This is a genomic window from Clostridium sp. HMP27 (assembly GCF_000765165.1).
GTDB lineage: Bacteria > Bacillota > Clostridia > Clostridiales > Clostridiaceae > Clostridium_AK.
Window position 1 is genome coordinate 247,068 of sequence record NZ_JMFY01000001.1, and the last position, 20,086, is coordinate 267,153.

20 protein-coding genes are annotated in these 20,086 nt (G+C 31.6%); 15 read left to right on the top strand and 5 right to left on the bottom strand.

The window, feature by feature from the left end; genetic code table 11:
* Window positions 1-109 precede the first annotated feature (109 nt).
* The 5 genes from hypF (at window position 110) to DP68_RS01180 (ending at window position 5,373) form a co-directional block, all read left to right on the top strand.
* Window positions 110-2,419: a carbamoyltransferase HypF gene (gene hypF, locus DP68_RS01160; RefSeq protein ID WP_291546809.1), complete on the top strand. Its 2,310-nt coding sequence runs from the start codon at window positions 110-112 to the stop codon at window positions 2,417-2,419.
* 2 nt (window positions 2,420-2,421) lie between these two features.
* Window positions 2,422-2,634: a HypC/HybG/HupF family hydrogenase formation chaperone gene (locus DP68_RS01165; RefSeq protein ID WP_035304932.1), complete on the top strand. Its 213-nt coding sequence runs from the start codon at window positions 2,422-2,424 to the stop codon at window positions 2,632-2,634.
* Between the two features lie 104 nt (window positions 2,635-2,738).
* Entirely contained in the window at window positions 2,739-3,821 is a 1,083-nt protein-coding gene (hypD, locus tag DP68_RS01170; protein ID WP_035304934.1) for a hydrogenase formation protein HypD, read from the top strand.
* A gap of 4 nt (window positions 3,822-3,825) precedes the next feature.
* Window positions 3,826-4,833 (top strand): hydrogenase expression/formation protein HypE, encoded by a 1,008-nt coding sequence (gene hypE, locus DP68_RS01175; protein ID WP_035304984.1) that lies wholly within the window; start codon window positions 3,826-3,828, stop codon window positions 4,831-4,833.
* A gap of 84 nt (window positions 4,834-4,917) precedes the next feature.
* Window positions 4,918-5,373, top strand: coding sequence for a ferritin-like domain-containing protein (locus DP68_RS01180; RefSeq protein WP_052085575.1), 456 nt, complete (start codon window positions 4,918-4,920; stop codon window positions 5,371-5,373).
* Window positions 5,374-5,527: 154 nt separating this feature from the next.
* On the opposite strand, the gene DP68_RS01185 is transcribed toward DP68_RS01180, so the two are convergent.
* The gene (locus tag DP68_RS01185; protein WP_291546813.1) at window positions 5,528-6,103 is read right to left on the bottom strand and encodes a hypothetical protein; all 576 of its coding nucleotides are present in this window, start codon (window positions 6,101-6,103) and stop codon (window positions 5,528-5,530) included.
* 444 nt (window positions 6,104-6,547) lie between these two features.
* Between DP68_RS01185 and DP68_RS01190 the strand changes: the two genes are divergently transcribed.
* The 3 genes from DP68_RS01190 to DP68_RS01200 all read left to right on the top strand — a co-directional run bounded on the left by DP68_RS01190 (window position 6,548) and on the right by DP68_RS01200 (window position 9,227).
* Window positions 6,548-6,817 (top strand): ACT domain-containing protein, encoded by a 270-nt coding sequence (locus DP68_RS01190; RefSeq protein ID WP_035304938.1) that lies wholly within the window; start codon window positions 6,548-6,550, stop codon window positions 6,815-6,817.
* A 13-nt stretch (window positions 6,818-6,830) separates the two neighbouring features.
* Window positions 6,831-8,189 carry a PFL family protein gene (locus tag DP68_RS01195; protein WP_035304988.1) on the top strand — a complete coding sequence of 453 codons (1,359 nt, stop codon included), beginning with the start codon at window positions 6,831-6,833 and terminating at the stop codon, window positions 8,187-8,189.
* A 183-nt stretch (window positions 8,190-8,372) separates the two neighbouring features.
* Window positions 8,373-9,227, top strand: coding sequence for a methyl-accepting chemotaxis protein (locus DP68_RS01200; protein WP_052085577.1), 855 nt, complete (start codon window positions 8,373-8,375; stop codon window positions 9,225-9,227).
* A gap of 70 nt (window positions 9,228-9,297) precedes the next feature.
* Here the strand turns inward: DP68_RS01200 and DP68_RS01205 are convergent, their stop codons facing one another.
* The 3 genes from DP68_RS01205 to DP68_RS01215 all read right to left on the bottom strand — a co-directional run bounded on the left by DP68_RS01205 (window position 9,298) and on the right by DP68_RS01215 (window position 10,530).
* Window positions 9,298-9,873 carry a manganese catalase family protein gene (locus DP68_RS01205; protein ID WP_035304940.1) on the bottom strand — a complete coding sequence of 192 codons (576 nt, stop codon included), beginning with the start codon at window positions 9,871-9,873 and terminating at the stop codon, window positions 9,298-9,300.
* A 12-nt stretch (window positions 9,874-9,885) separates the two neighbouring features.
* Window positions 9,886-10,149 carry a spore coat protein CotJB gene (locus DP68_RS01210; protein WP_035304941.1) on the bottom strand — a complete coding sequence of 88 codons (264 nt, stop codon included), beginning with the start codon at window positions 10,147-10,149 and terminating at the stop codon, window positions 9,886-9,888.
* A gap of 66 nt (window positions 10,150-10,215) precedes the next feature.
* Entirely contained in the window at window positions 10,216-10,530 is a 315-nt protein-coding gene (locus tag DP68_RS01215) for a spore coat associated protein CotJA (RefSeq protein WP_035304942.1), read from the bottom strand.
* A 160-nt stretch (window positions 10,531-10,690) separates the two neighbouring features.
* Here DP68_RS01215 and DP68_RS01220 point away from each other — a divergent pair, with 160 nt between their 5' ends.
* The 4 genes from DP68_RS01220 (at window position 10,691) to DP68_RS01235 (ending at window position 16,566) form a co-directional block, all read left to right on the top strand.
* Window positions 10,691-13,162 (top strand): WG repeat-containing protein, encoded by a 2,472-nt coding sequence (locus DP68_RS01220; RefSeq protein WP_081957043.1) that lies wholly within the window; start codon window positions 10,691-10,693, stop codon window positions 13,160-13,162.
* A 127-nt stretch (window positions 13,163-13,289) separates the two neighbouring features.
* Window positions 13,290-13,736, top strand: coding sequence for a GNAT family N-acetyltransferase (locus DP68_RS01225; RefSeq protein ID WP_035304945.1), 447 nt, complete (start codon window positions 13,290-13,292; stop codon window positions 13,734-13,736).
* Between the two features lie 283 nt (window positions 13,737-14,019).
* A complete protein-coding gene (codB, locus tag DP68_RS01230; protein WP_035304947.1) occupies window positions 14,020-15,282 on the top strand; it encodes a cytosine permease in 1,263 nt (420 codons plus the stop codon).
* A 12-nt stretch (window positions 15,283-15,294) separates the two neighbouring features.
* Window positions 15,295-16,566 carry a cytosine deaminase gene (locus DP68_RS01235; RefSeq protein ID WP_035304948.1) on the top strand — a complete coding sequence of 424 codons (1,272 nt, stop codon included), beginning with the start codon at window positions 15,295-15,297 and terminating at the stop codon, window positions 16,564-16,566.
* Window positions 16,567-16,710: 144 nt separating this feature from the next.
* Here the strand turns inward: DP68_RS01235 and DP68_RS01240 are convergent, their stop codons facing one another.
* On the bottom strand, window positions 16,711-17,607 hold the full coding sequence (locus DP68_RS01240) for a patatin-like phospholipase family protein (protein WP_035304949.1): 897 nt from the start codon (window positions 17,605-17,607) through the stop codon (window positions 16,711-16,713).
* Window positions 17,608-17,767: 160 nt separating this feature from the next.
* Between DP68_RS01240 and DP68_RS01245 the strand changes: the two genes are divergently transcribed.
* The 3 genes from DP68_RS01245 to DP68_RS01255 all read left to right on the top strand — a co-directional run bounded on the left by DP68_RS01245 (window position 17,768) and on the right by DP68_RS01255 (window position 20,043).
* Window positions 17,768-18,061, top strand: a complete 294-nt coding sequence (locus DP68_RS01245) for a hypothetical protein (protein ID WP_035304950.1) — start codon at window positions 17,768-17,770, stop codon at window positions 18,059-18,061.
* 263 nt (window positions 18,062-18,324) lie between these two features.
* Entirely contained in the window at window positions 18,325-19,191 is an 867-nt protein-coding gene (locus tag DP68_RS01250; RefSeq protein WP_035304951.1) for a DegV family protein, read from the top strand.
* Between the two features lie 69 nt (window positions 19,192-19,260).
* The gene (locus DP68_RS01255; RefSeq protein WP_035304952.1) at window positions 19,261-20,043 is read left to right on the top strand and encodes a DUF2935 domain-containing protein; all 783 of its coding nucleotides are present in this window, start codon (window positions 19,261-19,263) and stop codon (window positions 20,041-20,043) included.
* The last annotated feature ends 43 nt before the right edge of the window (window positions 20,044-20,086 follow it).

Genomic DNA, 20,086 nt, shown 5'->3' on the forward strand with positions numbered 1-20,086 from the left:
TGTAGAAATTCAACAAAATCAATTTCTATAATAAATGTTATCTATTCAGTATTAACTATTAAATAATAAACAGGTGGTGGTTATTATAGAAGAGGTTGTAAGAAAATATGTGACAGTAACGGGAATAGTTCAAGGTGTTGGGTTTAGGCCTTTTGTATATAAAATTGCTTGTGATAATAATTTAAATGGATGGGTAAGTAACAGTTCAAGAGGAGTGTATATAGATGTGGAAGGAAGAGAACGAGATATTTTAAGCTTTATACAAAAGTTAAAAACCTCTCCTCCTAAATTATCTAAGATAGATGAAGTATTTATAGAAAATAGAGAAGTTGAAAATTATAAGGATTTTAAAATATGCCCTAGTGAAAGAGAAGAAAATGCAATGACTTATATATCTCCAGATATAGGAGTATGTGAAGATTGCTTAAGGGATATAAGGAATAGTGAAAATAAAAGATATAGATATGCTTTCACGAATTGCACAAATTGTGGACCCAGATTTTCTATTATAAAAAAGCTTCCTTATGATAGGGCAGTTACCACTATGAATGAATTTCAAATGTGTGATGAGTGTTATGGAGAGTATGTAGATCCATTAAATAGAAGATTTCATGCTCAGCCTAATGCCTGCATAGAGTGTGGACCAAAATTAGAGCTTATAAATAACAAAGGTGAAAGAATATATCTGGGTGATGAAGTAAAAGAAACTATTAAACTTATTAAAGAAGGAAAGATAATTGCTATAAAGGGTATAGGGGGATTTCACCTAGCTTGTGATGGGAAAAACCAAGAAGCTATTAAACGTCTTAGAGATAGAAAGAATAGGCCTAAGAAGCCATTGGCATTAATGATGAAGGATTCTGAAACTGTAAAGAAATATTGCCATTTAAGTGAAAAGGAAGAAAGTATATTAAAAGACGATAAAAGACCTATAGTTTTATTAAGTAAAAGAGAAGAAAATTTACCAATAAATATAGCACCTAATAATAAATGCTTAGGGGTAATGTTACCCTATACCCCACTCCATTATCTTTTATTTGAGTATGACATAGAAGTTTTAGTTATGACTAGTGCAAATGTAGTGGGACTTCCTATGGTATATAAAAATTCTGAGGCATTAGATAAGCTAAGCAGTGTGGTGGATTATTTTTTGCTTCACAATAGAGATGTACATATTCCTGTGGATGATTCTGTAGTTAAAGTTATTTTAAATGAGGAAATGGTTATTAGGAGTTCTAGGGGATATGCACCAATTTATATTAAACAAAAGGAGATAAGGGATATTTTAGCTTGCGGCTCTCAGCTAAAAAATACCTTTGCTCTATCTAAAAATGAAAATATAATAGTAAGCCCTTATATAGGTGACATGGAAAATATAGAAACCTATAATAACTTTGAAAAAAATGTAGAGCATATTAAAGGTATATACAATATTAAGCCTAAAATAATAGCTTATGACATGCATCCAAATTATTGGTGTAGAGAATATGTAGAGAAGCAGAACACAATAAATATGGAAGTTCAGCATCACCATGCCCATATAGTAAGTTGTATGGTTGAAAATAATATTAAAGAAAAGGTTATTGGAATAGCTTATGATGGGGTGGGCTATGGAATAGATGGAACCATTTGGGGTGGGGAATTTATAATATGCGATTATAAGGATTTTAAAAGAATAACACACTTGAATTATGCACAAATGCCAGGAGGAGATGCAGCAACTAAAGAACCTTGGAAGATGGCTGTGAGCTATATTTATGAAGCTTATAAGAATAGTGGATCTAGGGCTTTAATAAGTGATGAAGATACTTTAATCACAAAAAATTATGTTGAAGATTCAAATATCACACAGGAAAACATTCCTAAAGTTTTAAAGGATAATAATATAAAATCCATAATCGCTATGATAAAAAATAATATAAACTCTCCTAAATGTTCAAGTATGGGAAGATTATTTGATGCAGTGTCTGCAATGTTAGGGTTTCTAGGCAAAGTGACCTTTGAGGGGGAAGCAGCAATACTTCTTGAGAATATGGCTAATGAAAATGAGAAGGGAAGCTATGATTATGAAATAAAATGTCAAGATGAAGGTTATATAATAAACACAAGTGAAATAATAAGAGAAATAATTAATGATATAAATAGTGAGGTACATCATGGAATTATATCTAAAAGGTTTCACAATACTGTAATAGACTTTACAGTGAATATGTGCAGTATTTTACGAGATGCTTTAAATATAAATAAGGTAGTATTAAGCGGGGGAGTATTTCAAAATGAAATAATTCTTAAGGGGATATATGGAAAATTAAATCACAAAGGCTTTGAGGTATATACTCATAAATCTATACCTTGTAATGACAGCGGAATATGTGTTGGACAAATAGTTATAGCAAATGCAAAGTTTAAGGAGGAATAGTTATGTGTATAGCAGTTCCAGTGGAAATTATAGAGATATATGAAAATGAAGCTCTAGTAAACTTTGGTGGGGTAAAAAAGAAAATAGATACTTCTTTAATAGAAGATGTAAGTCTAGGTGATTATGTACTCCTTCATGCAGGATGTGCCATAGAAAAATTGAATAAGGAAGAAGCAGAGGAAACATTAAGCTTATTTAAAAAAATATTAGAATAGTAAATATTCTATTTAGTTAATGATAGTAATCATAAGTCACAAATAATAATCACTGATTTCTAGTTGCTACAATGGAGATTAGCGATTAGAGACTGGAGAATGAAATGAAGTATATAAATGATTTTAGAAACCCAAAATCAACACAAAAAATCTTAAAGGAAATAGAAGCTTTAACAACTAAAAGCATTAGCATAATGGAGGTTTGTGGAACCCATACTATGTCAATATATAAAAATGGAATAAAGGAGCTTTTGCCTAGAAATATAAGGCTTATATCAGGACCTGGCTGTCCTGTGTGTGTAACTCCTCAAAATTATATAGATACAGCTATAGATCTTTCTAAAGAAAAGAATGTTATAATCACAACCTTTGGGGATATGATGAACGTTCCAGGAAGTTTAAGTTCTCTTAAAACTCAAAGGGCAATGGGGTCAGATGTCAGAGTAGTATATTCCCCATTAGATTCCTTAAAAATTGCAAGGGAAAACTTAGATAAGGAAGTAGTATTTTTAGGTGTGGGCTTTGAAACTACAGCACCAATTATAGCTCTTTCTATTTTAAAGGCCAAAGACGAAAATATAAGTAATTTTAGTGTGCTACAATGTATTAAAACTATGCCAAATATTATGAGAAAGCTAGTAGAAGATAAAGAAGTTAATATAGATGGATTCTTATGTCCAGGTCATGTGGGTACAGTTATAGGGGCTAGGGCCTTTGAGTTTTTATCTAGTGAGTTTAATATCCCATGTATTGTAGCAGGATTTGAATATGATGATATAATATGTGCTATTTATATGATAATTAGCATGATAACTAAAGAGACAAGTAAAATTAAAAATATATATGGTAGGTTTGTTAAATATGATGGGAATGAAATGGCACAGGACACTATAAGTAAGATTTTCATCTCAGCAGGTAGTATTTGGAGGGGGCTTGGATATATAAAAGACACAGGTGTTGAGTTTAAAGAAGAATATAAAAGTTATGATGCAAAAGAAAAATTTAAATTAAACATGGTAAATTTGGATATGCCTTCAGGCTGTATTTGTGGAGAAGTATTAAAGGGCATTAAAGAACCTACAGATTGCAAGCTGTTTTCTAAGGTGTGCAATCCGTCAAACCCTGTAGGCGCCTGCATGGTATCACAAGAGGGAACATGTGGCATCTATTATAGGTATGGGAGGTGAAAATATGAATATGATTACTTTATCTCATGGTAGTGGTGGAAAAAAAACTCAGGAGCTTATAAAAAATATGTTTTACAAATACTTCCAAAACGATATATTGCTCCAGCAAAACGATGCAAGTATATTACATAAGTTAAATGGCAACATAGCAGTAACTACAGATTCTTTTGTGATAAGCCCCTTATTTTTTTATGGTGGAGATATAGGAAAGCTTTCTATTTGTGGTACAGTAAATGATTTGGCAGTAAGTGGTGCTAAGCCCTTATATATTACAGTAGGGTTTATATTAGAAGAAGGTCTTAAGATAGATATTTTAGAAAAGATAGTTATGTCTATGGCTGAAGCTGCAAGGAAAGCTAATGCTTATATAATTGCAGGAGATACAAAGGTTGTAGAAAGGGGCAAGGGAGATAAAATATATATAAATACTACAGGCATAGGGGTAATAGAAGATAACAGGGAGGTTTTGGGGATACAGCAAATAAAACAAGGGGACAAGGTTATAATAAGTGGAACTCTAGGAGATCATGGAATGTGCATAATGAGTGAAAGAGAAGAATTAGGTTTTGAGGTAAGTATAAAAAGTGATTGTGCTTCATTAAATGAATTAACAAAGGATATACTAAGTGAAAGTAAAAATGTAAAGGTAATGAGAGACCCAACTAGAGGGGGACTTGCAACTACCTTAAATGAAATAGCAGAGCAAAGAGGCATGAGCATAATGCTTTATGAAAAAGAAATACCTATTAAAGAAGAGGTTTCAGGTATGTGTGAAATTCTAGGATTTGATCCACTATATGTAGCAAATGAAGGGAAACTTGTTTTAATAGTATCAAGTGAAGATGCAGAAAAAGTATTAAAGATAATGAAGAAAAATTTATTAGGAGAAGATGCTAAGATAATAGGGGAAGTTATAAATGATAATAAAGGTAAGGTTTATTTAAGAACTGAAATTGGAGGAACTAGAATTTTAAATATGTACGAAGAAGAGATGCTTCCAAGGATATGTTAAAAAGTTGTAACAACAAATTTACATATCTATATAATGTATTGATGGCTTGAAGTTTAAGCTCATTAATTATTATAGGAGGTAACTATGTACTACGACATGGATATGTATGACTATACTAGAAATAATAATGAAGCAGAACCTAAAGGACTTTTAGATCTTCTTATAGAAGCAATGAAAGATGAAAGGCACGATAGAGTTAAATATACCATGATGATGGATAGGGCAAAAAATGAAAAGATAAGAACACAAATTCAATTTGCTCGTGATGATGAAATGAAACATTATAAAATGTTTAGGCAAATTTATTGTATGTTAACAGGACAGAGTATAGACATTCCACTTCCAAAGGTTAAGCTTGCAGATGATTTTATAGAAAATATTGAAAGCAGTATAAATGGAGAACTTGCAGCAGTAGAGTTGTATAGAAAAATTAAATCTATGCTTCCCAATATGTGCTTAAGGGATATGCTTTATGAAATTATCACAGATGAACAAGAACATGCCACTAGATTTACTTATTTATATGCCATGCTAGAATAGTTATTTTTGGAATATATAGTTAATTGATATTGAAAAGCTGTGGATAAATAAATGTTCACAGCCTTTTGTCAAATACAGAGGAAGAGAAAGTATACATAAACCTCCAGTTAATAGCAATGATTATTAATATTAACTGGAGGCTTTTTACATATAATTATTCTGATTGTTCTTCAAGGTGTTCTGTAATTTCTAAATTTTCTTTTCTGTTATCTAAAGTATTAAAATTTATATGGTTAACAGTTATATCTTGCTTATCTCCCATAATAAATTTATCTAAGTGGATTCTGCCCTTAGGAGTATTTGCCACAGCATAAGGCTTTTCACCTATTCTATGATAAACCCATGGGTATCCATTGTTTAGAACTCTATATAAGTCCTTCTTATCAATTATAGCGCGCCCTTTCTCAATACCGTTGCTGTCTCTAAGTACTATTTCAGCGGTTTCGTCAAATTCTTTATAATCATTGTATGAATTTTTATCATATATTTCTAAGTTACACTTTCTGTTATCTAAAGTATCTTCATTTAAATGTCTTATAGGAGTTTTAGTAGACACACCTAAAATAAATGAATGTAAACTTTCCTTTTGTTTTTCTTGAGGTATGTAATGCATAGCTAAATAACTGTTAAAGTCTTTATGCCACTGAGCAGCCCAGCCACCTCTATCAAGGACTCTTTGTAAATCTTCAGCATCTATCTTAGCATCAATTATTGTGCCGTCTTTTTTCACTAATTTTAAGTAGGCAATATCTCCTTTTATTTCATATTCATTATTTTTAACTTCAAATTTCTTTTTTATGATAAAGCACCTCTTTCTTTTGTTTTACAATAAACTTTAAATCCGTTCAGGGATATATTATAACACACTTATGTATAATATATTTGCCAAATTTACAAAGATTTAATCATAATATTAGAACCAGAAGAATTATGGGGATGATTGGCTTATGGCACTTGCTACCATTTTGCAATTTAAAATTTCTAAGATATTTAGTAGAAAAACTTTGTGGAATTTTTTAAATATATTGTATTTTAAAATTAATTATTATATTATATATGTTATACATTTTATGCGGTAATAAGTATTTTACTGTATATGCATATACTTATTATCTAAATGTGGGGCATTAAGTTTATAAACAAAATATTATAAAAAGTTTAAGGGGGCATACTTATGAAATCTATTATTACTGTTTTAGGAAAAGACAGAACAGGCATCATTGCAGGGGTAAGCAATGTGTTAGCCGAAGCTAATGTGAATATTTTAGACATAAGTCAAACGATTTTACAAGAGTATTTTACTATGATTATGCTAGTTGACCTATCTAATTCATTAAAGTCTTTTAAGGAGTTAAAGGACATTTTAGATTTAAAGAGCAAAGAAATGAATCTATCTATTAAAATTCAGCATGAAGATATATTCAATTCAATGCATAATATATAAGGTAGGTGCAGATATGATTAATCAAAACAAAATAATTGAAACAATTAAAATGATAGAAAAAGAAAAATTAGATATCAGAACTATAACTATGGGAATTTCACTAATGGATTGTTGTGATTCAGATGGGAAAAGGGCTCGTCAAAAGATATATGATAAGATTACAAGATATGCTGAAAAGCTAGTTAGTGTGGGAAATGAAATAGAAAGAGAGTACGGAATCCCAATTATAAATAAAAGAATATCTGTAACTCCTATATCCTTAGTTGCTGGATGCTCTAATGATGAAAACTATGTTGAGTTTGCTAAAATATTAGATAAAGCTGCTTCTACTGTGGGAGTTAATTTTATAGGTGGGTTCTCAGCTCTAATACATAAAGGTTATTCTGAAGGAGACAGAAAGTTAATTGCATCTATTCCAGAAGCTTTAAGCGTAACAGAAAAGGTTTGTTCTTCTGTTAATATAGCTACAAGTAGAGCAGGAATAAATATGGATGCAGTAAGAGATATGGGAGAAATTATAAAGAAGACAGCAGAACTTACTAAAGATACAGATGGTCTCGGATGTGCTAAACTTGTAATATTTGCGAATGCAGTTGAAGACAATCCATTTATGGCAGGCGCTTTCCATGGTGTTGGAGAAGCAGAATGCGTAATAAATGTAGGGGTAAGCGGACCTGGTGTCGTAAAGAAAGCCCTTGAGTCCGTTAAAGGCGAGAGCTTTGATGTAGTTGCTGAAACTATAAAGAAAACAGCCTTCAAAATTACAAGAATGGGGCAATTAGTTGCAGCAGAAGCTTCTAGAAGACTTGAGGTTCCTTTTGGAATAATTGACTTATCATTAGCGCCTACTCCAGCAGTTGGAGATAGTGTGGCTCATATTTTTGAAGAAATGGGACTTGAAAGAGCTGGTGCGCCAGGTACTACTGCTGCTTTAGCAATGTTAAATGATGCAGTAAAAAAAGGCGGAGTTATGGCTGCATCTAGAGTTGGAGGCCTTAGTGGTGCATTTATTCCTGTAAGTGAAGATGCTGGAATGATTGATGCAGTATTAGAGGGTGCCTTAAACTTAGAAAAGTTAGAAGCTATGACTTGTGTATGTTCTGTGGGTCTTGATATGATTGCAATTCCTGGAGATACCTCAGCTGAAACTATTTCTGCCATTATCGCAGATGAAGCTGCCATAGGAGTTATAAACAATAAAACTACAGCTGTTAGAATAATTCCTGCTCCTGGGAAAGTAGTAGGTGATATGGTGGAATTCGGTGGACTTTTAGGTAGAGCTCCTGTTATGCAGGTAAGCAAATTCAGCAGCAGTGACTTCATTAAAAGAGGAGGCCAAATTCCGGCTCCAATCCATAGTTTTAAAAATTAGTATATAAAAATTAATGATAAATATGATTACCTTAGGTTGTTAACAATATATTTTGTTAGCAGCCTTTTTATATATAAAAATAAGGCGTTTTCTGAATAATTAGATGTTCTTTAGATGCTCATTCATTATAATTAAATTGGGGAATATTATAAAAATATTAAAGTGGACGGAGGTATATAGAAAATGGGCAGATTTAATGGGGAATATAGTTATGAAAAAAAACAGTTAATTTTTAATACAATAGAAAAAGTCATACCGCTATTTCATGATTTAATCCCTCTCGATAATACAATATCAATAACTGATAGGGAAAAGTTTATATACTCTATTCCTGGTGAGGAAATTAATCTTGGAGATATAGTAGGGAAGCCCTTTCCAAAGGGGAGTACCATACCTCAGGTTTTAAATTCAGGTAAGTCCAAAAGCGGGGAAGTACCAAAAGAAGCTTATGGTGTTCCATTTAAAACCACAGGAATACCTATAAAAAGTGATGACGGCAAAATAATTGGTACAATAAATCTTGCACTTAACTTAAGTACTCAACATACTTTATTAGAGTCAACTGAAACTATTATCTCTTCATCACAACAGCTTGCTTCTACGTCCGAAGAGATTGCAGCTTCATCGCAAATATTGTCTGAGAGTATCGCATATATACAAAGTCTTTCGAAAGGTGTTATGGATCATATTGAAAGCACCAGTAAAATATTGGATTTTGTTAATGGAGTGGCAGCAAATTGTAATCTTTTAGGCTTAAATGCAGCTATAGAGGCAGCAAGAGCTGGGGAATCAGGAAGAGGATTTGCTGTTGTAGCAAAGGAAATTCGTAAGTTAGCTGAAAGTAGTGCAAGTTCAGTAAAAGAAATTAAAGAAATACTTAATGGTATTAATAACGATATGAATAATTTATTTAATAAAATAAATGAGGCAAGCGAATCAATTCTTGTCCAAGCATCTGCCACAGAAGAAATTGCAGCTTCAGCAGAGCAGCTAACAAGTTGTGCCCAAGATATTGGAAAGGTTGCAAAAGTGATTTGAAAAAGAGCAGGCCATATGCATAAAAATATGTATATGGCCTTAAACTCAAATCTAACTAATTTTATAATAATTAGTAGTATTTTTTAGTTCCTAAAGTCTCCTGAACTTCTCTTAGAGCTTCTCCAAATCTTTGAAAATGAACTATTTCACGTTCTCTTAAAAATCTAAGAACCTTATTTACGTCTTCATTATCACTTAATGTAATTAACCATTCATAGGTAGCACGAGCCTTTTCTTCAGCTGCTAAGTCTTCATGTAAGTCTGTTACTGGATTTCCTTTTGCTTGGATATAAGTTGCAGTCCATGGGTTTCCAGTTGCATCTACGTAGAATAATGCTTTATCATGATCAGCAAAATGACCGCCTAAGCCGGCTTTTTCTAATTCTTCAACTGAAGCATTATTAACTAATTGATAAACCATTGTAGCAATAATTTCAAGATGTGCTAGTTCTTCCGTTCCAATGTCATTACATACTGCCTTAGTAGTTCCAGTAGGCATGGAATATCTTTGATTTAAATATCTTAAAGCTGCAGCTAATTCTCCATCGGGTCCGCCATATTGGGTTATTAAATACTTAGCTAATTTTACATCTTTACAATTTTTTATGTCTACAGGACATTGTAATTTTTTTTCATAAATCCACATTTCATACCCCTCCTATTCACCTGTTTCCCAAGGCCATGGTTCGTTTGCCCACTGCCAAGAAGTTTTATTCTGTGAAAATCCAAAGTTTAATAAAGGACCGTATTCCTTTTCGTATAACATTTTTAACTTCATTAATTTATCCGCATAATAATTAAAGTCATCAAAAGCCTTTTTATTGGTAGGATGGGTATCTAAATATAGATTTAATTCTAATGTAACAAATTCTACTTCTCTAATTTTATCGAGCAAGTCTTTTCTGCTCATGCAATCGGACATTGTAGTTCCTCCTATTAAAATTACTAACTATATAATTATGATATAAAATTGATTGTTGCTTTAATTTTAGCATTTATTATCTTTATCAAAGTAAGGATCATAAAGGTCTGCAAATATTGTTCCCATACGTAATGCTTTTTTTAGAGATACTAAATTACAATAAGGTTGATCAGGAACATATGCCTGACCTAGTTTTGTACATTTAACGTTAATATTTGCACAAGCTGTACGGGATTGTTCAAATCTAGCTTTTTTTGGTTTGCATTTTCCACCACGCATATCTATAGGAGATTGCACGGGCATTACTTCCTCATTTTCATAAGTCTCATCAACGTCATCAAAGATTTCCATTGACATTGGATCAGGGTCTAAATAGTACATTATGAATTTCACTCCTTATATATTAACTACACTAGTATCTTATTCAAAACAGGAAAAAAGTGTGTAATATTTTATGCGAATAAATTCACAAATATGTCATCACACATTAAACTTTTTTTCATATAATATTTTGAAATAAATATAGGAGAAAGTTTCTGTTATGATGTGGAGTGAAGCATACTTAATTAATTTCTTTAAAGAATTTTTACCACCTCAGTCAAAGCTTTTATTTTTAAAGTTACCTTATAAGAGACCGGCAATTATTGGAGCAGATTTAGATGGGGATGGAAGAAAAGAATTAGTTGGTGCTTATAACCTAGATGGACAAAACAATATTATTGTGCTAAAGAACTACTCTGGAAAGTGGAGAGTACTTTCAAATATTAAAGGAAAAGGATTTGATATAAATTATCTTAATGCTCTCCCAATTACAAATAGTAAAGTTAATAACTTAATTATAGGATGGCAATTTGGAGCAGTATGGGCAATGTTAGATATTTTAACATGGACGGAGCAAGGGTTTAAATATGCAGTTACGGACTTGGAGTATAGTAAGATTGAAATAGAAGATATATCAAGTAAAAAGGGAAAAGACGGAAAGTATGAAATAGTAGTTTGGATTCACGATACAGGAGAAGCATATAAAATTGAAGTTTATAGATGGGAAAATCGGAAATTAGTTTCTGCACCAGATCTATATCCTTATTATTTTAAGAAGGTAGTTACATTTTATAAGGAAAGGGTAAAGGAAATGCCCAAAGCAAGTTTCTATTGGTACTACTTGGCAGATGCTCAAATAAAAGCTGGAGAGCCAAAAGAGGCATTGAAATCTATTGATGCAGCTATGAAACTTCAATATCAATATCCATCTAAAGAAGAATTATTTAGGTTAAGAGAAAAGGCATTATTAATGACAAGGAATAGAGTTTCAAAGTTATATCCTATATCTATTAAAGCTTTGAATGGAGTAAAGTGGGGGTATATAGATAATAAAGGTGATGTTGTAATTAGACCCCAATATGACTATGCTCAAGACTTCGAAGGTAATGGTCTTGCCGTGGTAGAAGTTAGAGGTAAATCTGGAGTTATAAATGAGTCTAATAATTTTATCGTAGAACCAAAGTATGAAACAATTACTGGATTTTCTGAAGGGCTTGCACAGGTGGTTGACAATGGAGTATTTAAGGTAATAGATGAAAAGGGCAAAGTACTAACTCCTAAGGGATATAGTTATATAGGAAGTTACAATGAAGGAAGGGCCATATTTTATGATATAAACTCAGAAGGTAAGTTACTCTACGGATATCTAGATACGAGAGGACAAGAAGTGATACCACTTAAATATGAATCAGCTAGTGATTTTAAAGAAGGCAAAGCAGTAGTTAAAATTAGAGATAATCAATATGCTATGATTGACCTTAATGGCAATATACTTAAAATTTATAATTATGACTTTGTAGGAGATTTTGGGGATGGACTTTTAGCCTTTAAAGAAAATACAGCAGGTGATTTTGGATTTATTAATGAGAGCGGAGAAGTTGTTATAGTACCTAAGTATTCAGGAGTTCAAGCTTTTGAGGAAGGAAGAGCTGTGGTGAATACTTCTGAAGATTTTAAGAATAAATATGGACTTATAGATAAAAAAGGAAATTTTATAATAAATCCAGAGTATAATGATGTAAACTTGCTAGGGGAAGGAATGGTGGCCGTAGGAAAGGCCATAGACCCAGAAAAGCCTTATATAGGTTCAAAATATGCAATTGCAGATATTAATGGAAAATTCCTTACAGAATTTATATATATCAGTATTTCAGATTATAAAGATGGGTTAGCTTCAGCAAGTGATGATAAAAATACATTTTTCATTGATAAAACTGGAAATAAGGTAAAAAGTCTACCTGTATTAAGTGGTGGCGGAACGGTATCTATGGATGAGGATTTAATAAAGGCAAATATAGATTATAGAGTATCTTATTTAGACAAAACAGGGAAAGTAATATGGAGACAAAACACAATAATTTCTTTAAGTAATAAATATAAAATTATAGAAGAAAAATTTAAGCCTAATATAAATTACTTAGTGTATTATCCACAAGTACAGGGCATGGATGACAAGAATATAGAGAAAGAAGTAAATAAGAGGTTAAAGGGATTGTCTCAAGTTAAGGATATAGGCAGCGATGCTAAGCTTGATTATAACTATACAGGGGATTTTTTGGTAGAATTTTTCAAAAAGAGTTTAACTGTTTTAGAGCTTAATGATTATCAGTATTATTTTGGAGCAGCCCATGGAATGCCTACAAAAAATTACCCCCACATAAATCTAGTAAGTGGAAGATTTTATGAACTGAAGGATTTATTTAAAGCTAATAGTAATTATGTAAAGATTATTAGTGATATTATAGGAAACCAAATAAAAAATGATGAGAAGTATTCGTATTTATTCCCAGATGCTTATAAGGGGATAACACCAAATCAGCCATTTTATGTGGATGAAAACAATTTATATATTTACTTTGTTCCTTATGAAATAGCTCCCTTTGCAGCAGGATTTCCTACTTTTAAAATACCATTTAATCAGATTATGAATATAATTGATACTCAAGGAGAATTTTGGGAAAGTTTTCATTAGGGAATAGTATATGGTTCTAGTACTTGTCGGGTTGTTGGGACCTGGCAAGTAACTTGAAATTTTAAAAAAGAGGCTTTAGAATTATTATTAGAAATTAGTTAATATAAATACATAAGGAGATATCGAAATGAACTGGATCATAAAAAAGTTTGATGAACTTACTCCCAATGAGCTTTATAAAATTTTGCAGGAAAGGATAAATGTTTTTGTAGTAGAGCAAAACTGCCCTTATGAAGAGTGTGATGATAAGGACTTAAAAGCACTACATCTATATTTGGAGGAAAATGGACATATAGCAGCTTACTGTAGACTTTTATACCCAGGGGTGTCTTATAATGAAGCTGCTATAGGAAGAGTACTTATAAATGATAAATATAGAAGAAAGGGCCTTGCTACAAAAATGCTTAAAAATGCTATTGAAATAATTGAAGAAGAAATGGGGGGGAAATGCATAAAACTTTCAGCTCAGGTATATGCTAAAGGATTATATGAGGAAGTTGGATTTAAGGAGTGTTCAGAAATCTATAGCGAAGATGGCATTCCTCATGTGGAAATGATTTATGAATTCAATTAATTACAAAAGTATGTTATCTTGACAATTTTTATTTTTTGTGAAATAATGGTTACAAATAGATATCAGTACCTTTAATTCGGTCCAGAGAGACTGACAAGGTTAGCGGAATGTATTATAAATAAAGTTATATTAATAATTTAATATGTTTTTAAATTATTAATAAGTTAAGTAATTTATAACGCATAAAATTAAGCTTCCTTTCAGGTTTCTGAAAGGAAGCTTTTGTGTTTTATAATTACTCTTTCCTTAATGGTGCTGATATGAAAATTAAGGAGGGTTTTTTATGAGTAATAAAAATTATGATAAGGATTTTTCACTTCAAGAGGTATCAAATGAAAGTAAAAAGGGGTTTTGGTCCATGTTTGCAGTAATGTTGGGCTTTACATTCTTCTCAGCTAGCATGTGGACAGGAGGATCTCTTGGAATAGGACTAGGATTTAAGGATTTTTTAATAACAGTGTTATTTGGTAACTTAATTTTAGGAGTTTATACAAGTTTACTTGCATATATTGCATCAGATACAGGTCTTTCAACACACTTGCTTGCTAGATATTCCTTTGGAGAAAAGGGTTCTTATCTGGTATCATTTCTGCTTGGTATCACTCAAGTAGGGTGGTTTGGAGTAGGAGTTGCTATGTTTGCAATTCCAGTTCATAAGGTAACTGGCATAAACTTGTATTTATTAATTCTTATAGCAGGAGTAGCTATGACGTCCACAGCTTATTTAGGAATAAAAGCACTTACAGTATTAAGTATAATAGCAGTACCATCTATAGCACTACTTGGAGGATTTTCAGTAATTAAGGCAGCAGCTACTGTAGGAGGAATTCAAGGACTTATAAATATTCAGCCAAAAGAAACTCTAGCTATAGGCACGGGACTTACCATGTGCGTAGGATCTTTTATAAGTGGAGGTACTTTAACACCAGATTTTGCAAGATTTTCACAAAATAAAAAGGTAGGAGTTTTAACTACAGCAGTAGCATTTTTTATAGGAAATTCACTTATGTTCATATTTGGAGCAGTAGGAGCAATGGTTACAGGTCAATCAGATATATCAGAGGTTATGTTTTTACAAGGTCTTATAATACCAGCTATTATAATACTTGGATTTAATATATGGACAACTAATGATAATGCATTATATGCCTCAGGGCTTGGCTTTTCAAATATAACTAAAATACCTAAAAGTAAAATTGTAGTGTTTAATGGAATTATAGGAACCTTAGGTGCACTATATATTTACAATAACTTTGTAAGCTGGTTAAACTTACTGGGGATTTTAATACCCTCTATAGGCGGAATAATCATTGCAGATTACTTTATAGTTAGAAAAGGTAAATATGGAAATATTAATGAAAGTAGTTTTAATGCAGTTGATTTATCAGCAATAATCTCATGGGTGGTAGGAGTTTTAGCGGCTAAGTTTTTACCAGGGATAACTTCTATAAATGGAGTGCTTGTGGCTTTTATATGTCATGTAGTAATTAAAAAAGTTGTATATAACAAGAATGTAGAAAAGGAAAATATAAAGATAGGTGCTTAATGGAGGAATACTATGTTAATAAAAAATGCAGTATTACAAGGAAGAGAAGGATATTATGATATATTAATAAAAGATGGAATTATAAATAAAATTCATAAAAACATAGATTTAAAAGATGAAAATATAATAGATGCAAAAGGCGGCCTTGTGATGCCACCGTTCATAGAACCTCATGTGCATTTAGATGCAGCATTAACTGCTGGAGAGCCTAGATGGAATGAAAGTGGAACTTTATTTGAAGGAATTCAGTGCTGGGCAGAGAGAAAGCCGTATCTTACAGTCGAAGATGTTAAATCTAGGGCAAAGAAGGCGATTGAATGGCAAATAGCTAATGGAATTCAATATATAAGAACTCATGTAGATGTTACAGATGAAAAATTAACTGCTCTAAAGGCCTTGATTGAAGTTAGAGATGAACTAAAGGACTATGTTACTCTTCAAATAGTAGCTTTTCCTCAAGAGGGAATACTTTCTTATCCAAATGGATTTGAACTCTTAGAAGAATCCCTAAAACTAGGGGCAGATGTTATAGGTGCAATTCCTCACTTTGAGTTCACGAGAGAATATGGAGTACAGTCTATAGAGAAGATATTTGAACTTGCAATAAAATATAATAAACTTATAGATGTACATTGTGATGAAATTGATGATGAACAATCTAGGTTTTTAGAAGTGGTGGCAGCTAAAGCCTATGAGTATAATATTGGGCCTAAGGTAACTGCCAGTCATACTACAGCGATGCATTCTTATAATAATGCGTATACCTATAAATTATTTAGGCTTTTAAAGCTATCAAGCATAAATTTTGTTGCTAATCCTTTAGTTAATACTCATCTTCAAGGAAGATTTGATAGTTATCCAAAGAGAAGGGGGATAACGAGAGTAAAGGAGTTAATGGAAGCAGGACTTAATGTGTGTTTCGGACATGATGATATATTCGATCCTTGGTACCCACTTGGAACAGGAAACATGCTTCAAGTACTTCACTTAGGACTTCATGTATGCCAAGTAATGGGCTATAATGAAATAAATAATTCATTAGATTTAATAAGTAAAAACAGTGCAAGAACATTAAATATATTAGATGAGTATGGAATTGAGGAAGGAAAACCGGGCAATCTTATAATACTTCCAGTAGAAAATGGTTACGAAGCAGTTAGAAGACAAGTATCAGTTCTTTATTCAATAAGAGGCGGAAAAATAATTTCTAAAACTGTTCCAAATGAGACAATAGTATATATTAATGATAAAGAAAAAATTATAGACTTTAGTAAAAGTGAATAACGCCTTTAGGGGTAGGAATTAAGGTGCTAGGATGCATGAAATTCAGAAAGCTTTCATAGTAAGGTTTCATTCAATCCTAGTACCTTGTATTAGTATACAAAATACTTTATTCCAAAATTTTAAGTTACTAGAGATTAGGGACTGTCAACCATTCAAGCGACACCGAACTTTTAAAAAACTCAAAGTTTGATCATATCCATTTTTAATTAGTGGGGCTATATATTTATTTATCTTTTTGAAGTCGCTAGCTTTTATTTTAGCTCCATAATCAATGATTAAAATTCTTAATCTATCCTTGTTTCTTACAAAGTTTTCTGAGTCTACGTTTATTGGCGCATCAATCACATCCCTTAAAAAGGATATTATACCTGTCTTGCCTTGAGAGGTGTAACTATCTAGGTCTTTAATTTTAATTCCTATGGTAGGATAATCAGCATTATCTGAGTCGAAAATCCATATTGGAAAGTTACTAAGTAAGCCTCCATCTACAATATAGCTTGTAAAGTTGGAATATTCCAGTTTCCCAGGAGTAAAATAAAATGGAATGGAACAGCTCATGCGTATAGCTTTAGCAATGCTAAACTCTAAAGGATCGAGCCCATATTCAGGCAGGTCATCCGGAATTATTATCATTTTTCTTTTAGTTATATCTGCAACTATTATTTTTAAAGTGCTTTTACCATTTACGATAACGTCTTTGAACTTCGTTATACCTTTCTTTGTAAGTAAGGTATCCATCCATTGTTCGATTATGGAACCATCATATTTTCCGTTATTCACTAGTAGTGAGATAAAGTTGCCTACAATAGGTATCTTTCCTACTTTGGTATTTTTATTAAACAACTTAAAATCTGTATTATAAATTATGTCTTCTAACTCTTTAGAAGTGTATCCAGCTATAATTAGAGCAGAAATTATAGCTCCAGCGGAACTACCTGCACATCGCTTAATTTTATAATTATTCTCCTCTAATGCTTTAAGCACTCCAACATAACTTATAGCCTTAACTCCTCCACCTTCAAAAACTAGGTCTATATTCATAATTCCTCCTGAAAGGGTGTTACATTAATTTAATATATATTATGAAGTTGTAAACAAAGTGGGGATAATAATATGCACAATTTATAATAATTAAGTGAGAACTCTTTCATAGTAATTTAAATAATATGAAATATAGATATAATAAAGGGAGTAAAAATATATGGGAGAAAAGAAATGTATTAATCCCAATCAATTACTCATATGGGCCTCATTTATAAGTATAATAATTGCTGAAAATTTAACTTCTTTTGAACAACAACTTGTAGGAAGTATTTTATCGCTTATAGGTGAAAATATTTTATTTATACAAGAATTAAATGAAGAAGCTGAAGAAAGTAATGAAGAAACTGATGGGGAAGGGTCTAATAACTATGATAATATTAAAGAGTTACAAAGGCAAATAGATGAACTAAAGGAATATATTAAGTGTTTAGAGAGAAGATTTGATGAATGATAGTATATATTATATTAAAGCAAGTAAAAAAATTAATACCTTAATTTAAGTGCTGTTATCTTAAATTAAGGCATTAATATTATTAATTAAAAATCATTAAAAGCTTATAAATATATTTGAAATTTTTTAGGGATTGATGAATTTATATATACTTGTAAATAGAAATAGGTGTATAATATAACTTTGTGCGAATATAAGTTATATAGATAGATTGAGTATGTGTATTATAGTATAATTATGTAGTAGAGATGGGGGGAGTCTTAATGAATACGGTTATAGTGATTGATTCCTGTAGCGATTTGCCAAGAGATTTCGTTGAAAAAAATAATATACCATCACTTGGAATAAACGTTATGCTTAATGGAAGAGAATTTGTCGATGATTTCGGGAAAACCGTAACATATAAAGAATTTTATGATGCAGTAAGGGAAGGTGAAATGCCAACTACTGCTCAAGTAAACTCAGAAACATATAAAGAGGAGTTTTTAAAGCATGTTAAGGAAAATAAATCAATAATTTATTTGGCCTTTTCTTCAGGTTTAAGTGGAAGTATAAATAGTGCTAATATAGCTAAAGATGAAATATTAGAGGAATATAAAAATGCGGATATAACTATAATTGACACTAAAAGTGCATCTTTGGGTGAAGGATTAATAGTTTATTATGCTTATGATATGCTTAAAAAGGGATGTTCTAAAGAGGAAATAGTAAATTGGGTAGAAAAAAATAAGTTAAAGGTAAATCATTGGGTTATTGCAGATGACTTAAATCATTTAAAAAGAGGAGGTCGTATATCAGGAACTCAAGCGGTAGTTGGGACCTTACTGAATATAAAGCCTGTAATTAACGTAGATGATGAAGGCAGGCTTATACCTGTAGCTAAAGTAAAGGGAAGGAAAAAGGCTCTTAGAACACTAGTTGATAAGTTTAGAGAAAGGGTTGTTAATCCAGAGGAACAAGTGATTTTTATAAGTCATAGTGATTGTGCTTCAGATGCTGAATTAGTAAAAAGTATGATACTTGAAGAATTTAAAGTAAAAGATTTTATAATAAATCAAATTGGCCCGGGAATAGGATCGCATACAGGCACAGGAACTGTTACATTATTTTTCATAGGTGATAGTAGGTAGCGAATTATATTCATATAGAATAATAGTCCTTCATATAATGATTAGTGGATAATTATATGGAGGATTTTTATGTTTGATGTAAAAATGGAAATAGAATTTTGGACTGGGATAATGAGAGATCATGCGCTTTTTCAGTATAATGCTCTATCGCCTAAAGAAGTGGAGGCTATTAAAAGTACAGAGTATTTTATGAAGTCCTTTGATGAGCTAAATAAAGAAGCAAAGGAGTTACAAGATAATTATAAGGGTAAGAGGCTAGAAAAGGTACTATCTGATAATATGAAGGTACTTAAACAATTTATAAGATTTAAGACAGATTTACTTACTAAGCTTTTAAAATGTGATATTGGACTAAATTTAACACCATCCTTTTTAAATCATATGATAAATGAAGCTATGGAGTATTATAAAGTTTTATATATAATAAAAGATAATACAAGCTTTGATAAGACTTTAGAAAATTTACGTCTTCATAAGATATGGCTTGCAGATGCATCTGGACATGCAAGTGCTGTAGCTTGTGACTTAGATGCAGTAGAAGTGGAATTTACTAAAAAGGCAAGAAAATTTGCAAAGAAGTTTGATGGACTGTTTAAAAAGGCTTTTGAAATGTATAAGATGTATGAAAGAACTAAACTAAGTGATGGTACAGTAGCTTATTTCAATATAGAGGTAGAAAAAACTTTAACTGACTTTGTGGAGTTTTTAGATAAAGTTAAGGATTTAAGACAGTGCTGCAGCATAATGGGCGCATTACCACCCATAATTCCAGATCACATGATACGTGAGGAAAATTACTATTTGTATAGAGTGAAAATGTTGTGTAATGACGATGCTAATAATAAGAAGTAATTAATATCCAGTGACCACTAGCTAGTAACCAGTTACCAATACA

What these genes read in the sequence shown, in the direction of transcription:
- DP68_RS01165 (WP_035304932.1), top strand. Translation starts at nt 2,422, where the DNA reads ATGTGTATAGCAGTTCCAGTGGAAATTATAGAGATATATGAAAATGAA.
- hypD (WP_035304934.1), top strand. Translation starts at nt 2,739, where the DNA reads ATGAAGTATATAAATGATTTTAGAAACCCAAAATCAACACAAAAAATC.
- hypE (WP_035304984.1), top strand. Translation starts at nt 3,826, where the DNA reads ATGAATATGATTACTTTATCTCATGGTAGTGGTGGAAAAAAAACTCAG.
- DP68_RS01180 (WP_052085575.1), top strand. Translation starts at nt 4,918, where the DNA reads ATGTACTACGACATGGATATGTATGACTATACTAGAAATAATAATGAA.
- DP68_RS01190 (WP_035304938.1), top strand. Translation starts at nt 6,548, where the DNA reads ATGAAATCTATTATTACTGTTTTAGGAAAAGACAGAACAGGCATCATT.
- DP68_RS01195 (WP_035304988.1), top strand. Translation starts at nt 6,831, where the DNA reads ATGATTAATCAAAACAAAATAATTGAAACAATTAAAATGATAGAAAAA.
- DP68_RS01200 (WP_052085577.1), top strand. Translation starts at nt 8,373, where the DNA reads ATGGGCAGATTTAATGGGGAATATAGTTATGAAAAAAAACAGTTAATT.
- DP68_RS01205 (WP_035304940.1), bottom strand. Translation starts at nt 9,873, where the DNA reads ATGTGGATTTATGAAAAAAAATTACAATGTCCTGTAGACATAAAAAAT.
- DP68_RS01210 (WP_035304941.1), bottom strand. Translation starts at nt 10,149, where the DNA reads ATGTCCGATTGCATGAGCAGAAAAGACTTGCTCGATAAAATTAGAGAA.
- DP68_RS01215 (WP_035304942.1), bottom strand. Translation starts at nt 10,530, where the DNA reads ATGTACTATTTAGACCCTGATCCAATGTCAATGGAAATCTTTGATGAC.
- DP68_RS01220 (WP_081957043.1), top strand. Translation starts at nt 10,691, where the DNA reads ATGATGTGGAGTGAAGCATACTTAATTAATTTCTTTAAAGAATTTTTA.
- DP68_RS01225 (WP_035304945.1), top strand. Translation starts at nt 13,290, where the DNA reads ATGAACTGGATCATAAAAAAGTTTGATGAACTTACTCCCAATGAGCTT.
- codB (WP_035304947.1), top strand. Translation starts at nt 14,020, where the DNA reads ATGAGTAATAAAAATTATGATAAGGATTTTTCACTTCAAGAGGTATCA.
- DP68_RS01235 (WP_035304948.1), top strand. Translation starts at nt 15,295, where the DNA reads ATGTTAATAAAAAATGCAGTATTACAAGGAAGAGAAGGATATTATGAT.
- DP68_RS01240 (WP_035304949.1), bottom strand. Translation starts at nt 17,607, where the DNA reads ATGAATATAGACCTAGTTTTTGAAGGTGGAGGAGTTAAGGCTATAAGT.
- DP68_RS01245 (WP_035304950.1), top strand. Translation starts at nt 17,768, where the DNA reads ATGGGAGAAAAGAAATGTATTAATCCCAATCAATTACTCATATGGGCC.
- DP68_RS01250 (WP_035304951.1), top strand. Translation starts at nt 18,325, where the DNA reads ATGAATACGGTTATAGTGATTGATTCCTGTAGCGATTTGCCAAGAGAT.
- DP68_RS01255 (WP_035304952.1), top strand. Translation starts at nt 19,261, where the DNA reads ATGTTTGATGTAAAAATGGAAATAGAATTTTGGACTGGGATAATGAGA.